Here is a 24,399-nt window from a genome sequence, read left to right as displayed (position 1 = left end):
GACGCAGGCCGCCGGCCGCCCTCCGCAAGGTATTCTGTTCAGGTGTTCGGACGTAGAAAAGAAGCGCCCTCGGCGCAGGCAACAGTAGACCAGCAAGCTCCAGAGGCGGCGGCCCGGCAGGGCAGCTCCGCAGGCAAAGGCGCACCCACTCCCACCCGCAAGGCCCAGGAGGCTGCCCGCAAGCGCCCGCTGGTGCCCGAGGACCGCAAGGCCTCCAAGGCTGCCGAACGCCAGGCCGTCCAGGACCAGCGCCTGAAGATGCGCCGTGCGCTGGACACCGGCGACGAGAAGTTCCTGCCGCTGCGGGACAAGGGTCCCCAGAAGCGGTTTGCCCGCGATTACGTGGATGCCCGCTTCAACCTTGGTGAGTACCTGATGTTCGGCGCCCTGGTCTTCGTGCTGGTGTCCCTGGTGGTCCCGGCTTCCAGCGACATGATGATCTACGTCCTGGGCGCTTTCTGGGTCATGTTCCTGGCAGTGTTCGTCGACGCCTTCATCCTTTCCCGCAAGCTCCGGAAGCGGCTGGCGGAAAAATTCGGCGAGGTGGAGCGCGGCACCGTGTGGTACGGCTCCATGCGTTCCCTGCAGTTCCGCAAACTGCGCCTGCCCAAGCCCCAGGTGAAGCGCGGACAGTACCCGGCCTGACGTCCTCCCGGGAAAGAATCCCGGCAGCATTGAAAAAACGAGCCCCGGCGGTAGTACCGCCGGGGCTCGTTGTGCATTCTCAGGCGCGGCGGTTCTTCGCCAGCTGCCGGTTGATCCGGGCCGCCCAGAACGGTCCCTCATACAGGAAGGCAGTGTAGCCCTGGACCAGGGTGGCGCCGGCATCCAGCCTGTCCTGGACATCCTGTGCCGACTCCACCCCGCCCACTGCCACGAGAACCAGCTGGCCGCCGGTGGCTTTCTTCAACCGCTGCAGGACCTCGAGGGAGCGCTGTTTCAGCGGCGCCCCGGACAGCCCACCCGCCCCGCACTTCTCCACGTCAGCCGCCGGTGAAACCAGCCCGGTCCTGGCGATCGTGGTGTTCGTGGCGATGATGCCATCCAGCTTCAGGTCCAGCGCAAGCCTGGCGACGTCGTCGATGTCCTCGTCACTGAGGTCCGGGGCGATCTTCACCAGCAGGGGCACATGCCGTCCGGCGGCACGGTCCGCCTCCTCGCCCACCGCGGTGAGCAGCGGGCGGAGGGTTTCAACATCCTGGAGCAGCCGTAGCCCGGGGGTGTTGGGCGAGCTGACGTTGACCACCAGGTAGTCGGCGGCGGGGGCCAGGCTGCGTGCGCTGATGAGGTAGTCATCCACTGCGTCGGCGAGCTCCACGACCTTTGTCTTGCCGATGTTGACGCCGATGACCGGCCGCACGCCGGGGTACCTGCGCTGAAGTGCCGCGCGCGCTGCCTTCAGGCGCGGCGCGACTGCGGAGGCGCCGTCGTTATTGAATCCCATCCGGTTGATGACCGCGCGGTCCTGGACCAGGCGGAAGAGACGCGGCTTGTCGTTTCCCGGCTGGGCCTGCCCGGTGATGGTGCCCACCTCTACGTGGCCGAACCCCAGTTCCGTCAGGGCCTCGATGCCGTGCCCTTCCTTGTCGAACCCGGCGGCCAGCCCGAACGGCGACGGAAAAGTCACACCGAACGCCGTGGTCTGCAACGACGGGGCCGGGGCGGTCAGCTTCTGCAGGAGTTTTCCGGCACCCGAGGCATGCACCAGCCTGATGCCCGTGAATCCGATTTTGTGGGCGCGTTCTGCGTCCATCCATGAAAAGGCAAGCCTGAAGAAAGTGGGATAAACGCGCATGGCACTAGTTTTCCGTCTCGCGGGCTCCAAACCAAAACGGCGCAGCGAAAACGTTCGTCCTGGCACGGCACCGCCGGTTGCGGCCGGATTAGCATGAGGACATGGAGTGGCAGCCGGACATCCTGGGCGGGGAGTTCCAGTCCCACGCCTTCACCGCCAGAGGGTCCGACGGAGTGGAACGCACGGCCACCCTGGTCCGGCTCCGTCCGGCCGGCGCCCAGCCCCCTCCCGCCCACGGCCACCGCGCCGTGTTGTTCCTCCACGGCTGGAGCGATTACTTCTTCAACGTGGATCTGGCGCGGTTCTGGGCCGCGGCCGGCTACCACTTCTATGCATTGGACATGCATAACCACGGACGGAGCCTGCGCCCCGAATCACCGGGCGGATACGTCGCTGACCTCGCCGCCTACGACGCCGAGATCAAGGAGGCGTGCCGCCTGATCGCCGGGGAAAGCGGCCCGGACCCGGTAACCCTGATGGGCCATTCAACCGGCGGCTTGGTCGCTGCCCTCTGGACGAGCCGCCACCCCGGGACCGTGTCCCAGCTGGTCCTCAACAGCCCGTGGCTGGAGATGCACGGAAGTTCGCTGGTGCGCCGGGCCGCGTCCAGCATGGTGCGGCCCGTGGCCCGGTTCCGGCCCCAGGCAATCCTCCGCCTGCCCGAGCGTGGACACTACTGGCGCACCATCAGCAGTGCCGCGGACGGTGAGTGGCCGCTTGATGAGCGCTACCGGCCGCCGATGGCCTTTCCCGTGCGTGCTGGCTGGCTGAGGGCAATACTCGCCGGGCATGCACGGGTGGCCCGTGGACTGGAGATCGAAGCGCCGATTCTTGTCCTGCTATCCAAGGGGAGTGCGAATGGGCTCCTCTGGTCGGAGGAGATGCGGCGGACCGACGCCGTCCTGGACGTCAACATCCTTGGCGTGCGCGCGTTGACGTTGGGCCGTACCGTCACCGTGGAACGGATCGACGGCGCCCTCCACGACGTCTTCCTCTCCCCCGGCCCGGTCCGCGCTGACGCCTACGCACGCCTGGCCCGCTGGCTTGGGGCCTACGGCAGCCTGGCCGGCGGGCCGCCCGGCGGCAGCGCATGAAGCCAGCCCCCATGAGGGCCGGTGAGGCTAGGCCCCGGAGGTATCCGGCCCGGCGTCCGCAGCCGGCGCCGCGGCATCGACGGCACCCCCGTACCGGCGGTCCCGCCGGGCATATTCCTCGACGGCGGCCCAGAGCGTTCTCCGGTCCACGTCCGGCCAGAGCGTGTCCATGAAGACGAATTCCGCGTAGGCGGACTGCCAGAGCAGGAAGTTGGACAGCCTCTGCTCCCCGGAGCTGCGCAGGAACAGGTCCACGTCCGGCAGGTCGGGTTCATCGAGGTATTTCTGGATGGTGCGCTCGGTGATGGCGCCCGGCTTCAGCTTGCCCGCAGCCACGTCGGCGGCAATCGCAGAGACAGCATCGGTGATCTCGGCGCGCCCGCCGTAATTAACACACATGGTCAAATTACAGGTGGTGTTCGCGGCCGTGAACTCCTCCGCTTCCTCCAGCTCCCGGATGACCGAGCCCCACAGCCGGGGGCGGCGCCCGGCCCACCGGACACGGACGCCCCAGTCGTCCAGCTGGTTGCGTTGGCGGCGCAGCACATCCTTGTTAAATCCCATCAGGAAGCGCACCTCTTCCGGGGACCTGCGCCAGTTCTCCGTGGAGAAGGCGTACACGCTGACGTATTCGATCCCCAGCTCGATGGCGCCGGCCATGACGTCCAGGAGGGCCGGTTCCCCTGCCTTGTGGCCCTCGATCCGCGGCAGGCCGCGCTGGTTGGCCCACCGGCCGTTGCCGTCCATCACGATGGCGACGTGCCGGGGAACGAATTCGGCCGGTATGGACGGGGCCACTGCACCTGACGGGTGCGGGTAAGGCGCCAGCACAGGATGAGTGCGTTTGCGGGCAGGACTGTTCTTTTTCCCCAGGACCACTGTCAGTTACGCTCCACATGCTTGAGGGATTTCAGGACTCGTTCGAGATGCCATTGCAGGTATGCAGCCACCAGGCCCGCAGCTTCCTTCCGGTGCTGGGGAAGCGACGCGTCGGCCGTCCCCCAGTCTCCGGTCAGCAATGCCGCCAGAAGGGAGACTGTTTCCGGGGCGGGTGCCGGTGAACCGGGCGGCCGGCAGCCACCACACACCATTCCACCGAGAGGGGCGGAGAAGGCCGAGTGCGGACCCGGCAGGCCGCAGCGGGCGCAGTCGGTGAAGCTGGGCGCCCAGCCCCCGGTGGCCAGGGCACGGAGCAGGTAGGAATCCAGGATGAGGCCGGGCGCGTGTTCGTCGCGGCTCAAGGCCGCAAGGGCGCCCACCAGCAGGTTGTACTGGGCGGTGCCTGCCTCCCCGTCCACGTCCGTGAGCTTTTCGGCTGTTTCCGTCATGGCCGCGGCAACGGTGTACCGGCCGTAGTCCGCCGCGATGCTGCCGCCGTACGCACCTTTGGCCACGGCCTGGGTGACGATGTCCAGTGTCCGGCCTGACACCAGCTGCAGGTCCGCCACCATGAACGGTTCAAGCCGGGCCCCAAAACGGCTGCTGGTGCGCCGCACTCCTTTGGCAACGGCACGGACCTGGCCGTGGTGCTTTGTCAGGAGGGTGATGATCCTGTCCGCCTCGCCCAGCTTGTGGGTGCGCAGCACCACAGCATCGTCCCGGTATGCCCGGGAGGCAAAAGAGTGTTGGGCCACGCTCTATCTTCCCATCCTGGCGGCACCTCGCTGCCGCCGATGCGGCTGTGCCGCCGGCAGGACCGGCGGCACAGCTCACGGATGTCAGGACTGGGCGTCCCGGATGGCGCGGTTCACGGCCGAGATCACGGCCTTTAGCGAGGACATGCTGGTGTTGGCGTCGATGCCGACGCCCCACAGGACCCGCTCCCCCACGGCACATTCGACGTAGGCGGCCGCCATGGCGTTGCCGCCCTCGGACAGGGCGTGCTCGCTGTAATCCAGCACCCGCACGTCCACCCCGTCCTCGTGGAGGATGTTCAGCAGGGCGGCAATCGGGCCATTGCCCGTGCCGGTGCGGCTGACCTGGGCACCGTCAATGGTGAGGGAGGCGTGCAGCGTCATGCCGCCGTCGTCATCCGTTTCGGTCTTGACCCCGCCCAGGGAGTAGCGGCCCCACTGCCCGTCGGCCTTGCCGGAGGGCAGGTATTCGTCCTGGAAGATCTGCCAGAGCTGGGCGCCGCTGACCTCGCCGCCCACGGTGTCCGTGCGGCGCTGGATGACGCCGGAGAATTCGATCTGGGCGCGGCGCGGCAGGTCCAGGCTGTGCTCGTTCTTCAGCAGGTAGGCGACGCCGCCCTTGCCCGACTGGGAATTCACGCGGATCACGGCCTCATAGCTGCGGCCGAGGTCCTTGGGGTCCACCGGCAGGTACGGGACCTGCCAGGTGAAGTCGTCCACGGCCTTGCCGGCTGCGGCGGCGTCCCGTTCCAAGGCTTCGAAGCCCTTCTTGATGGCGTCCTGGTGCGAACCGGAGAACGCGGTGAACACGAGGTCTCCGCCGTACGGGGAACGTTCGGGGACCGGCAACTGGTTGCAGTATTCCACCGTGCGGCGGATGTCATCGATGTTTGAGAAGTCGATCATGGGGTCGATGCCCTGCACGAACAGGTTCAGGCCCAGGGTTACCAGGTCCACGTTGCCGGTACGTTCCCCGTTGCCGAAAAGGCAGCCTTCGATGCGGTCGGCTCCAGCCATGTAGCCCAGTTCGGCAGCCGCGACGCCGGTGCCGCGGTCGTTGTGCGGGTGCAGGGACAGGATGATGCCCTCGCGGGGGTGCAGGTGCCGGCTCATCCATTCGATGGAATCGGCGTAGACGTTGGGGGTTGCCATTTCAACGGTGGCGGGGAGGTTGATGATGACCTGGCGGTCCGCCGAGGCTTCGAAGACGTCGGCCACGGCGTTGCAGACCCGCACGGCGTATTCCAGTTCGGTGCCGGTGAAGGACTCCGGGGAGTACTCGTACGTCACGTGCGTGTCCGCCAGGGTTTCCTCGTACTTCTTGCACAGGCGGGCACCCTGCAGGGCGATGTCCAGGATTCCGTCCTCGTCCTGGTTGAAGACCACGCGGCGCTGCAGCACCGAGGTGGAGTTGTAGAGGTGGACGATGGCCTGCTTGGCGCCGACCAGGGATTCGTAGGTCCGCTCGATCAGGTGTTCGCGGGCCTGCGTCAGGACCTGGATGGTGACGTCGTCGGGGATGTGGTTGCCCTCGATGAGCTGGCGGACGAAATCGAAGTCCGTCTGCGACGCGGACGGGAAGCCCACCTCGATTTCCTTGTAGCCCATGCGGACCAGCAGGTCGAACATCTTCATTTTGCGGGCCGGGCTCATGGGGTCGATCAGCGCCTGGTTGCCGTCACGCAGGTCCACCGCGCACCAGCGCGGCGCCTTGGTGATGACCTTGTCCGGCCACGTGCGGTCCGGCAGTTCGACCTTGATCTGGTCCTGGAAGGGCGTGTAGCGGTGGAACGGCATTCCTGAGGGCTTCTGTGCGTTTCGCATTACTTATCGGGGCCTTTTCTGTGGTTCTTCTTTGAAAGGGTGGCCGGGCAACACAAACTCCGCAGCGAGGGTGGGCCTAGCGCTGGATCGCGCCTGTGGCCTCGCCGCGGCAGCTAAGAAGAAGGAGCTCTGCACGCACCTTTTGAGGGTAACACGGGTGCGTAAGATGAAAGGGCACTACCGTCCGTAAAGTCCAGCATGCAGACGCCCCCGGTGTTCGGCCGGCTGCGGCATCCCAGCAAAAGGAGTTTCAGTGCCCATATCGGGGATCGACCTGTCCACCTTTGATCACACAGTCCGGCCGCAGGACGACCTCTACCAGCACGTCAACGGTGCCTGGCTGAAAGCGACCGAAATTCCCGATGACCGACCCCTCGAAGGAACCTTCACCGCCCTCCGTGACGGGTCGGAAATAGCGGTCCGCGACATCATCGAGGAAGCGGCCGCCAAAGGCGCGGAGGCCAGCGGCATCGAACGGAAGATCGGTGACCTTTACAACAGCTTCATGGACGAAGCCACAGTTGAAGGAAAAGGCATGGAACCGATCCGGGAGCGGCTCGCGGAGGTTTTCGCCACCGGCTCCCCGTCGGCCCTCCTGGCCCTCGCCGGCCGGCTGTTCCGGGCGGACGTGGGAGGCCTCTTCTACATCTATCCCGCCCCGGACGCCGGAAACCCCGACCGGGTCCTGCTCTACACGGGACAGGGTGGCCTTGGCCTTCCGGACGAGTCCTACTACCGCGAGGAGAAGTTCGCCCCGATCGTGTCGGCCTACACGGCGCACGTGGAAAAGATGTTCGGGCTGGCAGGGCTTCCGGATCCCCGCGGGGCAGCCGGCCGTGTTGTGGACCTGGAATCCAAGCTAGCCTCGCACCATTGGGACAACGTCACCCTGCGCGATCCGCAAAAGACCTACAACCTTCGGACTGCGGACGAGGCAGCCGCGATGTTCCCGCTCCTGCCTACTTGGTTTGAGGCTGCCGGCATCGCTAAGGACAAGCGCGCCGAGATCGTTGTGAGCACCCCCGATTTCTTTGCCGGCGCCGCGGGGCTGCTCGAATCCGTGCCGCTGTCCACCTGGCAGGAATGGCTGGCGATGCGTGTTGTCAGCGCTGCGGCGCCATATTTGTCCGCCGCGTTCGTGGACGCCAGCTTTGCGTTCTACGGCACCACCATCAGCGGCACCCCCCGGAACAAGGACCGGTGGAAGCGCGGGGTTGCGGTAGTGGAAGCCGCCCTGGGCGAGGCGGTGGGACAGATCTACGTTGCCCGGCATTTTCCGGAGACGCACAAGGAACGGATGCAGACCCTGGTGGCGAACCTCATCGAGGCTTACCGCCGCAGCATCACGGACGTGTCGTGGATGGGTGAGGACACCAAGGCGGAGGCGCTGCGCAAGCTTGAGGCCTTCCGTGCCAAGATCGGCTACCCCGACGAGTGGATTGACTACTCGGCGGTGGTGATTGAGCCCGGCGACCTCCTGGGCAACGTGGAACGGGCGCACAACGCCGACGTCGACAGGCACCTTGACGAGGTGGGCAAGCCGGTGGACCGGAACAAGTGGCTGATGACGCCGCAGACGGTCAACGCCTACTACCACCCCATGATGAATGAGATCGTGTTCCCGGCAGCAATCCTGCAGCCGCCGTTCTTCACGGCCGAGGCCGACGATGCGGTCAATTACGGTGGCATCGGCGCCGTGATCGGGCACGAGATCGGGCACGGTTTCGATGACCAGGGCTCACAGTTCGACGGCGGCGGGGCCTTGCGCAACTGGTGGACGGACCAGGACCGCCAGGCTTTCGAAGCCCTGACGGCCCGGCTCGTGGCACAGTACGATGCCCTCTCACCTGGCGCCGCGCCAGGGCACCACGTCAACGGCCGCCTCACCCTGGGCGAAAACATTGGAGACCTGGCGGGGCTCACCATCGCCTACAAGGCCTACCGGATCAGCCTGGACGGCAAGGAGCCGGAGGTCATTGACGGGCTCACCGGGCAGCAGCGGTTCTTCGCCTCCTGGGCCGCCGGGTGGCGCCAGGTGATCCGGCAGGAAGAGGCCATCCGCCGGTTGGCCACCGATCCCCACTCCCCCAACGAGTTCAGGACCAACGCCATCGCGAAGAACCTGGATCCGTTCCACGAGGCGTTTGATGTCACCGAGGAAGATGGCATGTGGATGCCTCCCGGTGACCGCGTCAGCATCTGGTAACGGGATACAGGACAGGCCCCGCCGCACGGCGGGGCCTGTCCTGTATGTGGCGGTTTGAGGCCGCCCCGTATGCACCACTGCTGGGCTTTTGGATGCGCCGGCTGGTTGGACGCCGCTACTGCCGCACGATCAGGTCCGGGTTTGCCTGCTGGCAGACCTTGTCCCCCGCGGTCTGGTTGACGATGTCCTGGGGCAACGCGGCTGCGCCGCCCCCGGATCCTGCCCCGAACGTGGTCCCGGTGGTGAAGTCGCTGCCGACATAGACCTGCACGCCTGTGACGGCAGGTGCCGGGATCATCAGGGTTGCCGGAATGCCCAGCAGGGCTGCGACGTCGGCGGCAACGTCGGCGAAGCCGTTTCCGTAGTACACCGCCGTCTTGCCCACCGGCTGCGCAACGAACTGGCCCGTCTGGGTGAAGCCGCCGGCTACCAGCGCCTGGACGAGTTCCTGGGCGCGGCCCGCAACGCCGCTTCCGTTGGCGACGGTGACGGGCTGGATGGCCTTGTTGTAGGTGGGCGCGGGCGTCGCAGTTTCGGTGGGCTCCGCCGACGGCGGCGCCGTTTCACTGGGCGCCGGCGTGGTGGGCGCGGTGGGGTCCGTCAGGTCCACATTCTTGCGCATGGCCGAAAAAAGCTGCGCGCCTGCGGGTTCGGCGATCACCAGCCGGTTGGGGTCGACGGGTGCGGGCGTGGTCGGGACTGCCACGAATGCCACCTTGCTGATGTCGATGTCCTTGAGGCGGTTACCGATGGTCAGCAGTGTGGGGATGGAAGCGAGCCCGTCATCAACCGTGAGGTTCTGGGTGACAACGTCAGCGATCTTCAGCATCTTGGCGGGGTCGGACAACGTGCCCTCGTCCTTGATCTTCCGCGTCAGCGAGGACAGGAAGCTCTGTTGGGCCTTGATGCGGCCGAGGTCGCCGCCGTCGGCATACGCATGGCGGGCGCGGAGGAAGGCAAGTGCCATCTCTCCCTGGACCGATGATGTTCCCGCCGGCAGCCGCAGCCGGGAGTCCGGATCGTAGACGGCGTCGCTGATGCAGACCTCCACGCCCCCCACCGCGTTGGAAAGTTCCTTCACGGCGTTGAAGTCGGCCATCATGAAGTGGTCCACCTGCATGCCCGTGAGCTTGTTGACGGTGTCCACGGCGCAGCCGATGCCCGCCTCGCTCATGGCCTCGTTGATCATGACGCCGGTGCGGGCAGGGAAGTCCTTGTTGGTCTTCCTGTCCTTGCAATCGGGGATGTCCACCAGCAGGTCACGGGGGAAGCTGATGACGTTGACGCGCTTGTTGTCCTCGGAGATGTCCATCAGCATCATCACGTCCGACTTGCCGTAGCCAGTGGAATCATCAGCCGTTCCGTATTCGGAGTTCTTGCCATCACGCGTGTCCGAACCGAGGATCAGGATCTGCATCCGGCCCGTGGCATCGCTCACCGGGGACTCCGTGCCCTCGCCGCCGGCATTCAACGGCGCCTTGGAGATGTTGTTCTGCAGACGGAAGAGCCAGAACCCGGCAAAGGCTAGGCCGGCCACGAGAACCACGGCCACCACGGCGGTGGTGGCCTTTAACCACACCGGCATCCCGCGGAAGGGGCCCAAATGGCGGGCCGCTCCCAGGCCGGTGCCACTCGCGTGGCGGGACACGGGCCCCGGTCCGGCAGGCACATCAGCCTCGTTGTCGCGTGTATCGCGGCCTCGACCCACGTGGTGAACCTTCCTCTAAAGACGAATCCGGTCCATTTTAGTGGTCCAGTCTGTAAATTAAGGGGTTGGCCCCCAAGAGGGCCGCTAGGGGTTAGAAACCCAGTTTGACGAGCTGTTTGGGGTCCCGCTGCCAGTCCTTCGCCACCTTGACGTGGAGGTCAAGATAGATGCGCGTGCCCAGGAGGGCTTCGATGCCCTTGCGGGCGTTGGTGCCCACTTCGCGGAGCCTGCTCCCGCCCTTGCCGATGATGATGGCCTTTTGCGAGGGTCGCTCCACGTAGAGGTTAACGCGCACATCCAGCAGCGGATTGTCCTCAGGCCGGTCCTCCCGGGGAACAATCTCCTCGACCACCACGGCGAGGGAATGGGGAAGTTCATCACGGACGCCTTCCAGCGCAGCTTCGCGGATCAGCTCCGCCACCATCACGGCTTCGGGTTCGTCCGTCAGTTCACCGTCCGGGTACAGCGGCGGCGACGGCGGCATGTGGCTGATCAGCACGTCGGCCACCGTTTCCACCTGGAAGCCGTCAGTTGCCGAGACAGGGACGATGTCCTTCCAGCCGTCCTCCCCCATGACTTCGCGTCCGAGCTCGGCGACGGCGAGGAGCTGTTCCGTGAGCTGCTGGCGGTCCACCAGGTCCGCCTTCGTCACGATGGCCACCACAGGCTTGCGTCCCACCGCGGCGAGCTGCGCTGCGATGAACTTGTCGCCGGGGCCGATCTTTTCGTTGGCCGGGAGGCAGAATCCGATGGCGTCAACCTCGGACAGCGTGTCGGCGACAAGGTCATTGAGCCGCTTGCCGAGGAGGGTGCGCGGGCGGTGCAGGCCCGGGGTGTCCACCAGGATCAGCTGGGCGTCCTCGCGGTGGACGATGCCCCTGATGGTGTGGCGCGTCGTTTGCGGCTTCGCGGATGTGATGGCCACTTTCTTGCCGACCAGCGCGTTCGTCAACGTGGACTTGCCCGCGTTAGGCCGTCCGACGAGTACCGAGAAACCGGCGCGGAAACCGCCGAAGTCCTCGGCGGCTGCATCCTTATTTTTCTTGCTCACGGGGAACTCCCTGCTGGGTTGCTTCGGCCTCTTCCAGGAGGCCTTCAAGGTCAGTCTCTACTCTTGGCACCGGCGCCGCAATGATGTGGCTTACCCGGTTCCGGCGGCCTTCCAGCCTGTCGGCGCGCAGCGACACGCCCTGTACTTCCATGCTGCTTCCCACGATGGGAACACGGCCCAGGGCCTTGGCGAGGAGGCCACCCACGGTGTCCACCTCGTCGTCGTCGAGCTCGAGATCGAACAGCTCACCAAGGTCATCGATGCCCATCCGCGCGCTGACACGGTAGGAGCCGTCGCCCAGCGCTACGGCTTCGGCGCTCTCGGTGTCATATTCGTCGACGATTTCCCCGACAATTTCCTCGATCAGGTCCTCAAGGGTGACCAGGCCGGCAGTGCCGCCGTACTCGTCGATCACGATGGCCACGTGCGTGGATTCCTTCTGGAGCTCCCGCAGGAGGTCGCTGACGGGCTTGGATTCGGGCACGTACCGCACTTCGCGGGCCAGGGCCTCCACCACCGGCTGTTCCTCGTCCGCAGCCAACTGGTGGATGGCGGCGGCAACGTCCTTGAGGTAGATGATGCCCAGGATGTGGTCAGTGTTTTCGCTGATGACGGGGATTCGGGAATACCCGGAGCGCAGGAACAGGGACATGGCCTGGCGAAGGCTGGAGCCGGCGTCAATGGTGACGATGTCCGTCCTCGGCACCATGACGGCGCGGACGAGCGTATCGCCGAAATCGAACACGGACTGGATCATTTCCGCTTCGGTGTCCTCGATCATGTCCGATTCGCTGGCCCGGTCCAGGAGCTCACGGAATTCCTGCTCACTGAAGAATGCATCATCGCCCCCGGGCGCGCCGGGGGCTGCAGAACTGCCCAGTGCCACGAGCCAGCCGGGGATGGGTCCGAGGATGCTTGTCAGGAAGCGGACCATGGGCGCCGTGAAGCGGACGACGGCGGTGGAATGGAGCCGCCCAATCTGGCGCGGCGAAACACCCACTATGACGAATCCCAGCAGCGCCATGATGCCGGTGGCCACCAGTCCCGCCAGCCAGACGTTGTCCAGCAGGCTTGAAACGAGGACCGCGACGGCCACTGCGGAAGCCATCTCGAACCAGACCCGCCAGAATCTCAGTGCCCGCGTGTGGGCTACCGGCTGGGCAAGGATCCGGCGCATGGCAGTCCCGCGGCTTCTCAGCAGGGCCTGTTCGGCGTCGTGGCGAGGAAGGAAGCTGAAAGCGGCTTCCGCTGCCGTCAGCACTGCCGCGACGGCAAGGAACACCAATGCCATCGCGACCAGGAGCAGTTGCGTCACTGGGTTGTCTCGGCGGGTGCTTCTTTGCCGGTGAAGCCGGACAGCAGTTCCCGCTGGAGCCCGAACATCTCCGCTTTTTCTTCCGGTTCGGCATGGTCGTAGCCGAGCAGGTGCAGGATCCCGTGGGTGGTCAGCAGCAGCATTTCGTCCTGCAGGGAGTGGCCCGCGTTTTTGGCCTGCACCTTGGCAACCTGCGGGCAGATCGCAATGTCCCCCAGCATCCCCTGCGGCGTGGGCCGGTCGGGGGTTCCCGGGGTGAGCTCATCCATGGGCACCGACAGGACATCGGTGGCACCCGGTTCGTCCATCAGCTCGATGTGCAGCTTTTCCATCGCCGGTTCGTCCACCAGGAGGATGGACAGCTCGGCCTGGGGATGGATGTAGAGCTGTTCGAAGATGTAACGGGACAACGCAACAAGTTCGGCTTCCTCAACCTGGACACCGGATTCGTTGTTCACCTCAATGCTCACGCGTGTTCCCCCCGCTTTTCCCTGCTTGCTGAGTGCTTGACCCTGTTCCGCTGGACTTCGTCCCAGAGGCTGTAGGCATTGACGATGTCCCCCACGAGCCGGTGGCGGACGACGTCGGCGGCGTCCAGGACGGAGAAGTTGACGCCCTCTATGCCCTGCAGGATTTCCTCCACGATGCGCAGCCCCGACCGGGTGCCGAACGGCAGATCCACCTGGGTGACGTCCCCGGTGACCACCATTTTGGAGCCGAAACCGAGCCTCGTCAGGAACATCTTCATCTGCTCGGGCGTAGTGTTCTGAGCCTCGTCCAGGATGATGAAGGCGTCATTGAGGGTCCGTCCGCGCATGTAGGCCAGCGGTGCCACTTCGATGGTGCCGGCGGCCATCAGCCGCGGGATGGACTCTGGGTCCATCATGTCGTGGAGGGCGTCGTAGAGCGGACGCAGGTAAGGGTCGATCTTGTCGCTCAGCGTCCCCGGCAGGAAACCCAGCCGCTCCCCCGCCTCTACCGCCGGGCGGGTGAGGATGATGCGGCTGACCTCTTTTTGCTGCAGCGCCTGGACAGCTTTGGCCATGGCGAGGTAGGTCTTGCCGGTTCCGGCAGGGCCGATGCCGAAGATGACCGTGTTGGCATCGATGGAGTCGACATAGTTTTTTTGGTTCAGCGTTTTGGGACGGATGGTCCTGCCACGGCTGGAGAGGATGTCGTGGGTCAGCACGTCCACCGGGTTCTGCAGGGACTGGGTGCGCAGGAGCGCTGCGAGCTGCTGCAGGACAGCCGGGGTGATGACCGTGCCGCGGGCCACCAGCCCGCGGACTTCCTGGAGGAGCCGCATGATCCGGGGAACATCACTGCTGGGGCCGCTGATGGAAAGCTCGTTGCCGCGCGCATGGAAGTTGACGTCCGGAAATTGCTCCTCGATGAACCTCAAGGCCTCATCATGGCTGCCGAGGGATTGAACCATCTGGTCTGAGTTCTCGAAAAGGACAACTTCAGTGCGGATGCCGGGAAGGGAATGGGGAAATTCCCCCGGGCTGCCTTCGCCCGTGTTGAGCCGCCGCCTGCCGTTTGCTGATTCAGTCATGGTGCTGGCCCGCAGGCCCGTGGTCCCCTCGAAGTTCGGCATATGTTTTCGTTTGCTTCGCCGGCGGCCGCTGCACGGCGCCAAGTTCAGCGATCCATTTATCTTACGTCAGCATGCACCGGGGGCGGATGACGCGCCGGTGTTGAAGTGCGGGAGCCCCGCGGCTCTCCGGCGGCGGACACGGACCGTCCGCTTGGCATGAGGGACGGTTTGTATCAACTTCATATCGGGCTCATATCGTTACCGTTGCAGTTGGGCGGGTACAGCCTAATCACCGCGCGGGCGCACCGGCGGCTGTGCCATGCTGGAAATCCAGCGTCTGCTGGGACACCAGGCCGTCAGGGGATCGGCCCGCCACGCCACGAAAGGACAAGGGCAAGGAAGTGCCGGAAACCTCTGCGCCCTCATGGGCTGGACGAATGGCGGGCCGGGTGCGCCCCGTCGTCCTGGCAGGAGTCCTCGTCCTCGTTCCGGTGCTGTCGGGCTGCACGGCCGAAGGGGGCCCGACGCCCTCCCGCTCGCTCGCCTCAGTGCCCGCCACGGGCGGCACCATGCCGGATGGTCCCGCCACCAGCGCGCCGCTGGAGACCACGCAGTCTTCGAACAAGGCCCCGGTGTACTGGATTGGCCGCAGCGGGGGCAACATCTTCCTGTACCGCGAGTTCCGGGACGTTCCGGAGCAGGAGAACCCGGTAACGCGTGCCCTGCGGGCCATGATGTCGGACAAGCCCCTTGACCCGGATTTCTTCACGCCGTGGCAGAACCCCGGCAAGCTCGCCACGTCGATCTCGGGCAAGGATGTCATCACCGTTGACGTCTCCGCGGACGCCTTCAACAGCAACCTCGACGCCGACATGGCCGCCCGCGCCATCCAGCAGCTGATCTATACGGCCACTGCGGCCGCCGCGAGTTCGGGGCTGATCGATACCGGACAGCAGATCCGCGTCCGGATCCTGGTGGACGGACACACGGACTATGTGGCGTTCGGGCATGTGCAGCTGGGTGCCCTGATGACCCGCGCCGCCGGACTGGTGGCGCCGGTGTGGATCATCGATCCCCAGGAGGACGCGGAGGTACCCGGAGGCAGCATCAAGATCACCGGACGCAGCACCTCCCCCGGCAGCAAGCTGCACTGGCAGATCCTGCAAGCGGCGGACGGCGGCAGCAAGACACCTTTCCTGACCGGCGAGACCACCGCCGCAGCGGAGCAGGGGCAGGCGGGCGCCTTCACTCTCGCCCTCACCCTGCCTCCCGGCGATTACGAACTGCGGGTGGGGCAGGCCGGTTCCGGCGGCGAGCCGGACCGGAACGAGGACACGCGCACCTTTACGGTTCGCTAGCAGCCCACAGGCCCAGGACGTCGCTGGCAAGCACGACGGCGGCCGGGCCGGCCGTTGACGAGCGCAGGACATGGTGCCCCAGCAGGGCGGTAACGGCGCCCGCGCTGCAGAGCTTCGTTACTTCACGTGGGCTGATGCCGCCCTCGGGACCAACGATCAGCAAAACCTCCCGTGGGCCCTCGCTGCCGCGGCCAGGCCATGCTTCGAGGACGGAGCGCAGCGGCCGCACGGCGTCCTCGTGCAGGATCACCGCAAGGTCCGCCGCTTCTACGGCCGCGCGCAGCCCGGCGGACTCGACGGCGGGCCGGACATCCGGGATCCACGCCCGCCGCGCCTGCTTTGCCGCCGCGGCTACGGAGGACTGCCACTTGGCGTGGGCGCGGGCTGCCCGGTCGCCTTTCCACCGCACGATGGACCGTTCGGACTGCCACGGTATGACGGCATCAATGCCCAGTTCGGTGGCCGTTTCGATGGCCAGTTCATCCCGGTCACCCTTCGCCAGGGCCTGGACCAGCACCAGTCGGATGTCCGGGCGGGGTTCTGCCGCCACGGTTACGCACTCCACCTCAAGGCCGGAGGGCGCGGCCGAAACGACCTTCCCCGTCATGCGGGTGCCGGCGCCGTCGACAATGTCCACGGCCTCACCCGGTGAAAGCCGTTTGACGGTGACCGCGTGCCGCGCCTCCGGCCCTTCGAGGACGAACAGTCCACCGGGGACCAAGCCGTCCAGGGCGCCTGCGGCGGTGAAGAAGACGGGGTTGCTCACCGTTACAGGTTACCGAGCCGGTCCCGAAGCTTGGCGAACATGCCGCCACTGGCAGCGAGCTTGCCCTCGGTGATCTGTTCACCGCGCAGCTTGGCAAGCTGCCGCAGGAGGTCCTCCTGCTGGGAATCCAGTTTGGCCGGGGTGTCCACCTGGAGGTGGACCTTCAGGTCGCCGCGGCCGTACCCGCGCAGGTGGGTGACCCCAAGGCCGCGCAGGGTGATGATCTCCCCCGACTGGGTCCCGGGCTTGACGTCGATCTCCTGGGTGCCGTCGAACGTTTCCAGGCTGACGTCCGTGCCCAGGGCCGCGGCCGTCATGGGGATATGCAAGGTGGCGTGCAGGTCGTCGCCTTCCCTAACGTAGGTGGCGTCGTTGTTGACGCGGATTTCCACGTAGAGGTCACCGGCGGGACCGCCGGCAGGGCCGGCTTCACCCTGCCCGGCGAGCTGGATGCGGGTTCCGGTGGCCACGCCGGCGGGAACCTTGATGGTCAGCGAACGGCGGCTGCGGATGCGGCCCTGGCCGCTGCATTCGTTGCACGGGTCCTTGATGACCGTGCCGAATCCTTCGCAGGTACCGCAGGGCGCTGCCGTCATGACCTGGCCCAGGATGGAGCGGACTGCCCGCTGCACCTGGCCACTGCCGCCGCAGATGTCGCAGCGCTCCGGCTGGGTTCCGGGGCGGCAGCAGGATCCGTCGCAGGTGGGACAGACAACCGCGGTATCCACTTCAAGCTTCTTGTTGACGCCGAACACGGCGTCCCGCAGGTCGATGCGGACAGAGATCAGGGCGTCCTGGCCCCGGCGTACACGGGATGCCGGGCCGGACGTGCCGCCGGCACCGAAGAAGGTGTCGAAGATATCCTGGAAGGCAAAGCCCTGGCCCGCGTAGCCGGCTCCGCCGAATCCATTGTCCGTCCCGTTCTCGTTGCCCGTGGTGTCGTAGACACGGCGCTTCTGGGGGTCGGAGAGGACCTCATAGGCGTGAGTTACTGCCTTGAAGCGCTCCGCAGCGTCCGCACCGGGGTTTACGTCCGGGTGAAGGGTGCGGGCCAGCTTGCGGTAGGCCTTCTTGATCTCTTCTCCCGTCGCCTCCGGCGAGACTCCTAGGACGTCATAGTGGCTGCTCAAAGTTCGTATCTCTTCCTTGTTGTACTGCATGTACTGGGGCTGCCCGGCCTTAGCCGGCCACCGCAACAACCAGCGGCCGGCATGACGGGGTCAGGGCCCCAGAATCCTGGAAAGGTAACGCGCCACGGCCCTCACCGCGGCCATGGTGGTGGGATAGTCCATCCTTGTGGGGCCGAGGATCCCTACTTTTGCGGCACTGTCCGGCCCGTAGCCGGTGGCCACAACGGAGGCCTCGGCGAGCCCGTCATACGGGTTTTCCCTCCCGATGCTGACGGCCACACCACGGTGGTCCTGGGCCATCTCGCTCAGCAGCCGCAGCATCACCACCTGCTCCTCCAGCGCCTCAAGCACCGGGCCGATGCTGAGCGGGAAGTCCACGTTGGACCTGGCGAGGTTGGCGGTGCCGGCCATCACCATCCGGTCCTCCCGGCTGCTTTGCGCCAACGCCTCAAGGCCATGGGCCAGCGCGTGGGCCGCCTGCCGCTGGGACGGGGCGGCAGCGGCGACGACGGCGGGAAGCGCCTGGCTGAGCTGGCTCAGCGGTGTGCCGGCCAGGGCCCCGAGGAAACGCGTGCGCAGGGCCGCCAGCACGTCGTCGCCAAGGTCCTGTCCGACGTCGATGACCCGTTGCTCCACTTTGCCGCTGTTGGCGATCAGGACCACGAGGACCTTACGCGGGGCAAGCAGGACGAATTCGATGTGGCGGACCAGGGCCCTGCTCAGGTGGGGGTACTGGACTACGGCCACCTGGTTGGTGAGCTGCGCAAGCAGACGGACGGTGCGGTCCAGCACGTCATCGAGGTCGTCAGACCCCTCAAGCAGGGACTGGATGGCGCGGCGCTCCGCGGCGGAGAGTGGCTTGACCGCCGAAATCTGGTCCACGAACAGCCGGTAGCCCTTGTCGGTGGGGATGCGTCCGGCGCTGGTATGCGGCGCCGTGATCAGGCCCTCATCCTCCAGGGCCGCCATGTCGTTGCGGATGGTGGCGCTGGAGACCCCAAGATGATGCCGCTCCACCAGGGCCTTGGAACCGACCGGCTCGCGGGAGTGGACGTAATCCTCCACGATGGCCCGCAGTACTTCCAGTTTGCGTGGCTCGCTCACTCTCCACCTCCATCCATGGTCCGGGGCCTCCGCCCCGCCTGCATGCTGCCACCAACAAGGGTTTAGCACTCGACATGCCTCAGTGCTAACAGTCTATTATGCCGCCGCGCGTTGTTAGCATTGGTACCGCTCCGGGCGAAATTCCGGTGCTCACTACCTAGCGCTAGGCGGATCACATCCATGGATTACCAGAACTGGGGCCCCCGGGACATGTCCGCGCCGGTCCGCGCGGAGCTGCCCGAAGTTCCTGTTGAACGCGGGATGGTGCTCGAGGACGTCCAGTCGGGCTGGGTGGGTGCCGTGACCCGCGTGGAGAAGTCTGGCGGCATGCACGTGGTGGCGTTGGAGGACCGGCGCGGCAAGTCCCGTTCCTTCCGGCTGGGCTTCGGGTTCCTCCTGGACGGCCAAGCCATCCGGCTGATGCCTCCGGCGCCGCGGGCCGCTGCGGGCGTGCCCGCAGGCAGGACGGCATCGGGATCGGTGCGGGTCGAAGGCCAGCGTGCCCAGGTGGCCAAGGCGAGCCGGATCTGGGTGGAGGGCAAACACGACGCCGAACTTGTGGAGAAAGTCTGGGGCGACGACCTCCGCGTGGAGGGCATCGTCGTCGAGCCCCTGCACGGCATCGACGACCTTGCCGCGGCGGTGGCCGACTTCCGCCCCGGGCCGGCCAGGCGCCTCGGCGTCCTGGTGGACCACCTGGTGCCCAATTCGAAGGAATCCCGCATCGCGGACGCAGTGATGGCCTCGCCCGGCGCCGCCGGGAACGTGCTGATTGTCGGCCACCCCTACGTCGATGTCTGGCAGGCGATCCGGCCGGCCGTCCTGGGGATCGACCGATGGCCCGCCGTCCCCCGCGGCCAGGACTGGAAGACCGGCATCCTGAAAGCCTTTGGCTGGCCCCATGCAACCAAGGAGGACGTCGGGCTCGGATGGCAGAAGCTGTTGGGCGCCGTCCGTACCTACGCAGACCTGGAGCCCTCGCTGCTCGGCAGGGTGGAGGAAGTGATCGACTTCCTCACCGTGCCCTGAAGGCCGGACGCCGCCCCAAGAGACAGTATTCTTGGTAGTAGTCAGCAAAACTTGCACCCCCGAAGGAAACAGACTGTGGCAGAAAACGCACGTGATCACAGGGACGGCCAGGGCCGTTCCGAGTACCATGGCGTGCCGGCCAACGCCCTGCCGCTCACGGCCAGTGAAGACCGCCAGTGGGCAACCCTGGCACACTTTGGCGGCATCCTGGGATGTGTTCCCGCACTGCTGATCTACCTGATCTTCCGGGACCGTGGCCCCTTCACCGCGCAGGAATCCAAAGAGGCCCTGAACTTCAGCCTGCCGCCCACCATCGCCGCGGTACTGGCCAACATCCTGGTGTTCGTTCCCGTGGTCGGCAACATCTTCGCCGTGATCGCCACGCTGATCTGGGTCGCCCTCACCTGCTTCTCGGTAGCGGCCGGCATCCATGTGAACCGCGGCCAGCCGCACCGCTACCCCTACAACCTGCGCTGGATCAAATGACCTCAAAAGACTTTGGGGCCCACACCCGCAGGGTTCCCTGACCGAGCTTGCGAGGTTAGGGGGCGGGTGGGGATTAGTCCGGCAGGATGCGCCGGACCACCGCGTCCGCGAGGAGCCTGCCCTTCAGTGTGAGGACCAGGCGGCCGCGGAACGCGGCAGCGGGTTCCACCAGTCCGTCGGCGATGAGGCCGGCCACCTCGTGCCGCCCCGCTGCGCTGAGCGCGGAGACCTCGAGTCCGGACTGCAGGCGCGCCTCAAGCATCACCCGTTCCAGCCGCCGGGTTTCCGGATCCAGGGTCTCCCTGCCGGCGGCCGGCGACAGCCCTTGGGACAGGCGGTTGGCGTAGGCGGAGGGGTGCTTGACGTTCCACCAGCGGACCCCGCCCACATGGGAATGCGCACCGGGGCCGATCCCCCACCAGTCGTCTCCCCGCCAGTAGGCGAGATTGTGGCGGCACGCCTGCTCCGGTGTGCGTGCCCAGTTGCTGACCTCGTACCAGCCCAGGCCGGCCTCGGCGATCAGCTGGTCGGCGAGCTCATACTTGTCGGCGTGGTCGTCGTCGTCAATGCCCGGGACCTCGCCCCGGCGCATCTGCGCCGCCAGCTTGGTGCCGTCTTCAACGATCAGCGCATAGGCGCTGATGTGGTCCGGCTGGTACGACAAAGCGGTTTCAAGCGAGCACCGCCAGTCAGCCAGGGACTCCCCCGGTGTCCCATAAATGAGGTCCAGGCTGACGGCGAGGCCCGCATCGCGTGCCCACTGGACCACCTGCGGCACCCGGCTTGGGGTGTGGGTCCGGTCCAGTACCTTGAGCACATGCGGGACTGCGGACTGCATGCCGAATGACACACGGGTGAAGCCCGCGTCCTTGAGGACGCCGAGGGATTCCGGCGTGACCGAATCAGGGTTGGCCTCGGTGGTGACCTCCGCCCCATCCTCGATGCCCCATTGGTCAATGGCGGACCGCAGGATCAGAGCGAGGTCGTCAGCAGGCAGCAGGGTGGGAGTGCCGCCGCCGAAGAACACCGTGCTGAGCTTCCGTTCCGGCACGCCTGAGGCCACGAGCACCTTGCCGGCCAGCTGCACCTCGGAAACAGCCGTCCGGGCATAGGCATCCTGGGAGGCGCCGCCGCCAAGCTCTGTAGCGGTGTAGGTATTGAAGTCGCAGTATCCGCAGCGGACAGCGCAGAACGGGATGTGGACATAGAGCCCGAACGCACGGTCCCCCGCACCGTCCGCTGCCTGCGGGGGCAGGATACCGTCCGGCGGGGCGGGGTCGCCGAGGGGCAGGGTGCTAGGCACTGCAGGGGCCTCCGGTGCATCCGGACGCGGTGTTCACTACTTCTTGGCCTTGTCCTTGGACTCGTCAGTGGTCAGGGCGGCGATGAAGGCTTCCTGGGGAACCTCCACCCGGCCCACCATCTTCATACGCTTCTTGCCTTCTTTTTGCTTCTCCAGCAGCTTCCGCTTACGGGAGATGTCACCGCCGTAGCACTTGGCCAGCACGTCCTTGCGGATGGCGCGGATGCTTTCGCGGGCGATGATCCGTGAGCCGATGGCGGCCTGGATGGGCACCTCGAACTGCTGGCGCGGAATGAGTTCGCGCAGCTTGCTGGTCATCATCACGCCGTAGGCGTACGCCTTGTCCTTGTGGGTGATGGCGCTGAAGGCGTCCACCTGTTCGCCTTGGAGCAGGATGTCCACCTTGACCAGGTCGGCCACCTGTTCGCCGTCGGCTTTCCAGTCCAGCGAGGCGTAGCCGCGCGTCTTGGACTTGAGGAGGTCGAAGAAATCGAAGACGATTTCCGCCAGCGGGATCCAGTAGCGCAGCTCCACCCGGTCCTCCGAAAGGTAGTCCATGCCCTTCATTTGGCCGCGGCGGCCCTGGCACAGCTCCATGATGGCGCCCACGAACTCATTGGGCGCCAGGATGGTGGCGGACACCATGGGTTCGCGGACTTCCTTGATCTTTCCGGCGGGGAATTCGCTCGGGTTGGTGACGGTCAGGACGCTCTTGTCCTCGAGGGTCACCTCATAGACCACGTTGGGGGCCGTGGAAATCAGGTCCAGGTTGAACTCGCGCTCCAGGCGTTCCCGGACGATCTCCAGGTGCAGCAGGCCCAGGAAGCCGACGCGGAAGCCAAAGCCCAGCGCGGCGGACGTCTCGGGCTCGTAGACCAGGGCGGCGTCGTTGAGCTTGAGCTTGTCCAGGGCGTCGCGCAGGACCGGGTAGTCCGTACCGTCCAGGGGGTAGAGGCCGGAGAACACCATCGGCTTGGGGTCCGCGTAGCCGCCCAGGGATTCCGACGCCGGCTTGGCCAGGTTCGTGACCGTGTCACCGACCTTGGACTGGCGGACGTCCTTCACACCCGTGATCAGGTAGCCCACCTCGCCGACGCCGAGCCCCTTGGACGGGGTGGGTTCCGGTGAGCTGACGCCGATCTCCAGGAGTTCGTGGGACGCCTTGGTGGACATCATCTGGATGCGTTCGCGGGGGTGCAGCATGCCGTCCACCACCCGCACGTAGGTCACCACGCCGCGGTAGGTGTCATAGACGGAGTCGAAGATCATGGCGCGGGCGGGTGCGTCAGCATCGCCGACCGGCGCGGGCAGGTCCGTGACGATCTTGTCCAGCAGCGCCTCAACCCCGACGCCGGTCTTGCCGGACACCAGGAGGACGTCCTCGGGGTTGCCGCCGATCAGGTTGGCAAGTTCCGCGGCGTACTTTTCCGGCTGCGCGGCAGGAAGGTCGATCTTGTTCAGCACCGGAATGATGGTGAGATCGTTTTCCATGGCGAGGTAGAGGTTGGCGAGAGTCTGGGCTTCGATGCCCTGGGCAGCATCCACCAGCAGGACCGCTCCCTCGCAGGCCGCCAGGGACCTGGACACTTCGTAGGTGAAGTCCACGTGGCCCGGGGTGTCGATCATGTTCAGTGCGTAGCTGACGCCGTCCACTTCCCAGGGCATGCGCACGGCCTGGGATTTGATGGTGATGCCGCGTTCGCGCTCGATGTCCATCCGGTCCAGGTACTGTGCCTTCATATCGCGTGCCTGCACCACTCCGGTGGACTGCAGCATGCGGTCGGCCAGGGTGGACTTGCCGTGGTCGATGTGCGCGATGATGCAGAAGTTCCGAATAATGGCCGGATCTGTCGCGGCGGGCACCGGTGCGGTGCGGGCCATGGGAGACACGCAGGGTCCTTACTGTTGGATTTTCCGCGGCCCTCCGCCACGCACCCCAAAGGGCACCCGCGCATGAACCGCTTTTCTTCAACCTCCAGTGTCCCACGTCCTGGCCGCTTGCACCGCATCATCGGCCAGCACCGTCGGGTGGATGCCACGGCTATAGGCTGACGGGATGGCGATCAATCTGCGCACCCTGGGAAACGCCGTCCGGGCAGGCCTGCGGCTGCTGGCCAAGCCCGCTCGGCCGGAGACAGCATCCAAGGCCCGGCGGCCCTCATCCAGCACCTCCCCGCCCAGTCCTGCAACGTCCCCGGCCGGTTCCTCCTATCCCGGGGATTTCAGCGGCAGCGCCACCATCAGGTACGCGCCCAGGCCCGATGGTGATCCGGACCCGGGTGAAGTGGTGTGGACCTGGGTTCCGTACGAAGAGGACCACACCAGGGGCAAGGACCGCCCGGTGCTCATCGTGGGGCATAACGGCCCGTACCTGCTGGCGCTCATGCTCACCAGCAGGGACCGGGTTCCCGCTGCATCCACAAGCAGCGATTACGTCGACCTCGGCGCGGGCGGCTGGGACCGGCAGGACAGGCCCAGCGAGGTCCGGCTGGACCGCGTCCTGCAGATCCGGGCGGACAGCATCCGCCGCGAGGGGGCGGTGCTGGACCGGGAGCGGTTCGAAGCCGTCGCCGCCGGACTGCGCCGCCGACACGGCTGGACCGGCAGCCAGAATGGCCACGCACGCGGCTGACCTGCTATTCTTTATAGCTGTGTGTCCGTGCAGGTCGACGGTCACTGATGGTTGGCCGCCATAGGTATCCCCACGCCGCTCAGTCAAGGCCAGCCTGAAAGCCCTCTAGACCATTTCCGCATTACAAAGAGAGTTCACACGTGGCGAATATCAAGTCCCAGAAGAAGCGCATCCTGACCAACGAGAAGGCTCGCCTGCGCAACAACGCAGTCAAGTCCGAGCTGAAGACTGCCATCCGCGCCGTCAACACCGCCGTTGAGTCCGCTGACAAGGAAGCTGCTACTACTGCGCTCGTTGCTGCCAGCCGCAAGCTGGACAAGGCTGTCAGCAAGGGTGTTCTGCACAAGAACAACGCAGCGAACCGCAAGTCGGCGATCTCCAAGAAGGTCAACGCACTGTAACGTTTCCAGTTCCCACGAACTGATGG

General features: G+C 66.1%; 22 protein-coding genes. 8 read left to right on the top strand and 14 right to left on the bottom strand.

Annotated features, from left to right (window positions below; translation table 11 throughout):
- The first annotated feature begins 42 nt into the window (after positions 1–42).
- Positions 43–645: a DUF3043 domain-containing protein gene (locus K4G53_RS07100; protein WP_221384972.1), complete on the top strand. Its 603-nt coding sequence runs from the start codon at positions 43–45 to the stop codon at positions 643–645.
- A gap of 79 nt (positions 646–724) precedes the next feature.
- Here the strand turns inward: K4G53_RS07100 and K4G53_RS07095 are convergent, their stop codons facing one another.
- Complete coding sequence (locus tag K4G53_RS07095; protein ID WP_221384970.1) at positions 725–1,795, bottom strand: quinone-dependent dihydroorotate dehydrogenase; 1,071 nt, start codon at positions 1,793–1,795, stop codon at positions 725–727.
- 101 nt (positions 1,796–1,896) lie between these two features.
- Between K4G53_RS07095 and K4G53_RS07090 the strand changes: the two genes are divergently transcribed.
- On the top strand, positions 1,897–2,889 hold the full coding sequence (locus K4G53_RS07090) for an alpha/beta hydrolase (protein WP_221384968.1): 993 nt from the start codon (positions 1,897–1,899) through the stop codon (positions 2,887–2,889).
- Positions 2,890–2,916: 27 nt separating this feature from the next.
- Here the strand turns inward: K4G53_RS07090 and K4G53_RS07085 are convergent, their stop codons facing one another.
- The 3 genes from K4G53_RS07085 to leuA form a co-directional block, all read right to left on the bottom strand.
- Positions 2,917–3,768, bottom strand: a complete 852-nt coding sequence (locus K4G53_RS07085; RefSeq protein ID WP_221384961.1) for an isoprenyl transferase — start codon at positions 3,766–3,768, stop codon at positions 2,917–2,919.
- Positions 3,769–3,770: 2 nt separating this feature from the next.
- Positions 3,771–4,523: a DNA repair protein RecO gene (gene recO / locus K4G53_RS07080; RefSeq protein WP_221384959.1), complete on the bottom strand. Its 753-nt coding sequence runs from the start codon at positions 4,521–4,523 to the stop codon at positions 3,771–3,773.
- An 84-nt stretch (positions 4,524–4,607) separates the two neighbouring features.
- Positions 4,608–6,347 (bottom strand): 2-isopropylmalate synthase, encoded by a 1,740-nt coding sequence (gene leuA / locus K4G53_RS07075; RefSeq protein WP_221384957.1) that lies wholly within the window; start codon positions 6,345–6,347, stop codon positions 4,608–4,610.
- Positions 6,348–6,600: 253 nt separating this feature from the next.
- On the opposite strand from leuA, the gene K4G53_RS07070 reads away from it, so the two are divergent.
- A complete protein-coding gene (locus tag K4G53_RS07070; protein WP_221384955.1) occupies positions 6,601–8,553 on the top strand; it encodes a M13-type metalloendopeptidase in 1,953 nt (650 codons plus the stop codon).
- Positions 8,554–8,668: 115 nt separating this feature from the next.
- On the opposite strand, the gene K4G53_RS07065 is transcribed toward K4G53_RS07070, so the two are convergent.
- From K4G53_RS07065 to K4G53_RS07045, 5 genes are all read right to left on the bottom strand, one after another.
- The gene (locus tag K4G53_RS07065; protein ID WP_221385103.1) at positions 8,669–10,138 is read right to left on the bottom strand and encodes an LCP family protein; all 1,470 of its coding nucleotides are present in this window, start codon (positions 10,136–10,138) and stop codon (positions 8,669–8,671) included.
- A 214-nt stretch (positions 10,139–10,352) separates the two neighbouring features.
- On the bottom strand, positions 10,353–11,312 hold the full coding sequence (gene era / locus K4G53_RS07060) for a GTPase Era (RefSeq protein WP_221384953.1): 960 nt from the start codon (positions 11,310–11,312) through the stop codon (positions 10,353–10,355).
- Complete coding sequence (locus K4G53_RS07055) at positions 11,296–12,627, bottom strand: hemolysin family protein (RefSeq protein WP_221384951.1); 1,332 nt, start codon at positions 12,625–12,627, stop codon at positions 11,296–11,298. The genes era and K4G53_RS07055 overlap by 17 nt, the downstream gene beginning before the upstream one ends.
- Positions 12,624–13,097 (bottom strand): rRNA maturation RNase YbeY, encoded by a 474-nt coding sequence (ybeY, locus tag K4G53_RS07050; protein WP_221384949.1) that lies wholly within the window; start codon positions 13,095–13,097, stop codon positions 12,624–12,626. Before ybeY ends, K4G53_RS07055 begins: the two co-directional genes overlap by 4 nt.
- Complete coding sequence (locus K4G53_RS07045; protein ID WP_221384942.1) at positions 13,094–14,182, bottom strand: PhoH family protein; 1,089 nt, start codon at positions 14,180–14,182, stop codon at positions 13,094–13,096. The genes ybeY and K4G53_RS07045 overlap by 4 nt, the downstream gene beginning before the upstream one ends.
- Before the next feature lie 419 nt (positions 14,183–14,601).
- Between K4G53_RS07045 and K4G53_RS07040 the strand changes: the two genes are divergently transcribed.
- On the top strand, positions 14,602–15,522 hold the full coding sequence (locus K4G53_RS07040) for a GerMN domain-containing protein (RefSeq protein WP_221384940.1): 921 nt from the start codon (positions 14,602–14,604) through the stop codon (positions 15,520–15,522).
- Here K4G53_RS07040 and K4G53_RS07035 read toward each other — a convergent pair.
- The 3 genes from K4G53_RS07035 to hrcA all read right to left on the bottom strand — a co-directional run bounded on the left by K4G53_RS07035 (position 15,509) and on the right by hrcA (position 18,522).
- Entirely contained in the window at positions 15,509–16,288 is a 780-nt protein-coding gene (locus tag K4G53_RS07035) for a 16S rRNA (uracil(1498)-N(3))-methyltransferase (RefSeq protein WP_221384938.1), read from the bottom strand. The genes K4G53_RS07040 and K4G53_RS07035 overlap by 14 nt on opposite strands.
- Before the next feature lie 2 nt (positions 16,289–16,290).
- On the bottom strand, positions 16,291–17,418 hold the full coding sequence (dnaJ, locus tag K4G53_RS07030; protein ID WP_221384937.1) for a molecular chaperone DnaJ: 1,128 nt from the start codon (positions 17,416–17,418) through the stop codon (positions 16,291–16,293).
- Positions 17,419–17,508: 90 nt separating this feature from the next.
- A complete protein-coding gene (hrcA, locus tag K4G53_RS07025) occupies positions 17,509–18,522 on the bottom strand; it encodes a heat-inducible transcriptional repressor HrcA (protein ID WP_221384935.1) in 1,014 nt (337 codons plus the stop codon).
- Positions 18,523–18,702: 180 nt separating this feature from the next.
- On the opposite strand from hrcA, the gene K4G53_RS07020 reads away from it, so the two are divergent.
- Positions 18,703–19,551 carry a DUF3097 domain-containing protein gene (locus tag K4G53_RS07020; RefSeq protein ID WP_221384933.1) on the top strand — a complete coding sequence of 283 codons (849 nt, stop codon included), beginning with the start codon at positions 18,703–18,705 and terminating at the stop codon, positions 19,549–19,551.
- Between the two features lie 75 nt (positions 19,552–19,626).
- Positions 19,627–20,037, top strand: coding sequence for a DUF4870 domain-containing protein (locus tag K4G53_RS07015; protein WP_221384931.1), 411 nt, complete (start codon positions 19,627–19,629; stop codon positions 20,035–20,037).
- A gap of 73 nt (positions 20,038–20,110) precedes the next feature.
- On the opposite strand, the gene hemW is transcribed toward K4G53_RS07015, so the two are convergent.
- A complete protein-coding gene (gene hemW / locus K4G53_RS07010; RefSeq protein ID WP_221384929.1) occupies positions 20,111–21,340 on the bottom strand; it encodes a radical SAM family heme chaperone HemW in 1,230 nt (409 codons plus the stop codon).
- A gap of 36 nt (positions 21,341–21,376) precedes the next feature.
- A complete protein-coding gene (lepA, locus tag K4G53_RS07005; RefSeq protein WP_221384927.1) occupies positions 21,377–23,230 on the bottom strand; it encodes a translation elongation factor 4 in 1,854 nt (617 codons plus the stop codon).
- 166 nt (positions 23,231–23,396) lie between these two features.
- Here lepA and K4G53_RS07000 point away from each other — a divergent pair, with 166 nt between their 5' ends.
- Both K4G53_RS07000 and rpsT read left to right on the top strand, forming a co-directional pair.
- Positions 23,397–23,972 carry a type II toxin-antitoxin system PemK/MazF family toxin gene (locus K4G53_RS07000; RefSeq protein WP_221384919.1) on the top strand — a complete coding sequence of 192 codons (576 nt, stop codon included), beginning with the start codon at positions 23,397–23,399 and terminating at the stop codon, positions 23,970–23,972.
- 140 nt (positions 23,973–24,112) lie between these two features.
- A complete protein-coding gene (gene rpsT, locus K4G53_RS06995; RefSeq protein ID WP_221384918.1) occupies positions 24,113–24,373 on the top strand; it encodes a 30S ribosomal protein S20 in 261 nt (86 codons plus the stop codon).
- Positions 24,374–24,399 lie beyond the last annotated feature (26 nt).

Origin of the sequence: Arthrobacter sp. MAHUQ-56, from assembly GCF_019710585.1 — a bacterium.
In the GTDB taxonomy this organism is placed as follows: Bacteria; Actinomycetota; Actinomycetes; order Actinomycetales; family Micrococcaceae; genus Arthrobacter.
This window is presented reverse-complemented; position numbering and strand designations above follow the sequence as displayed.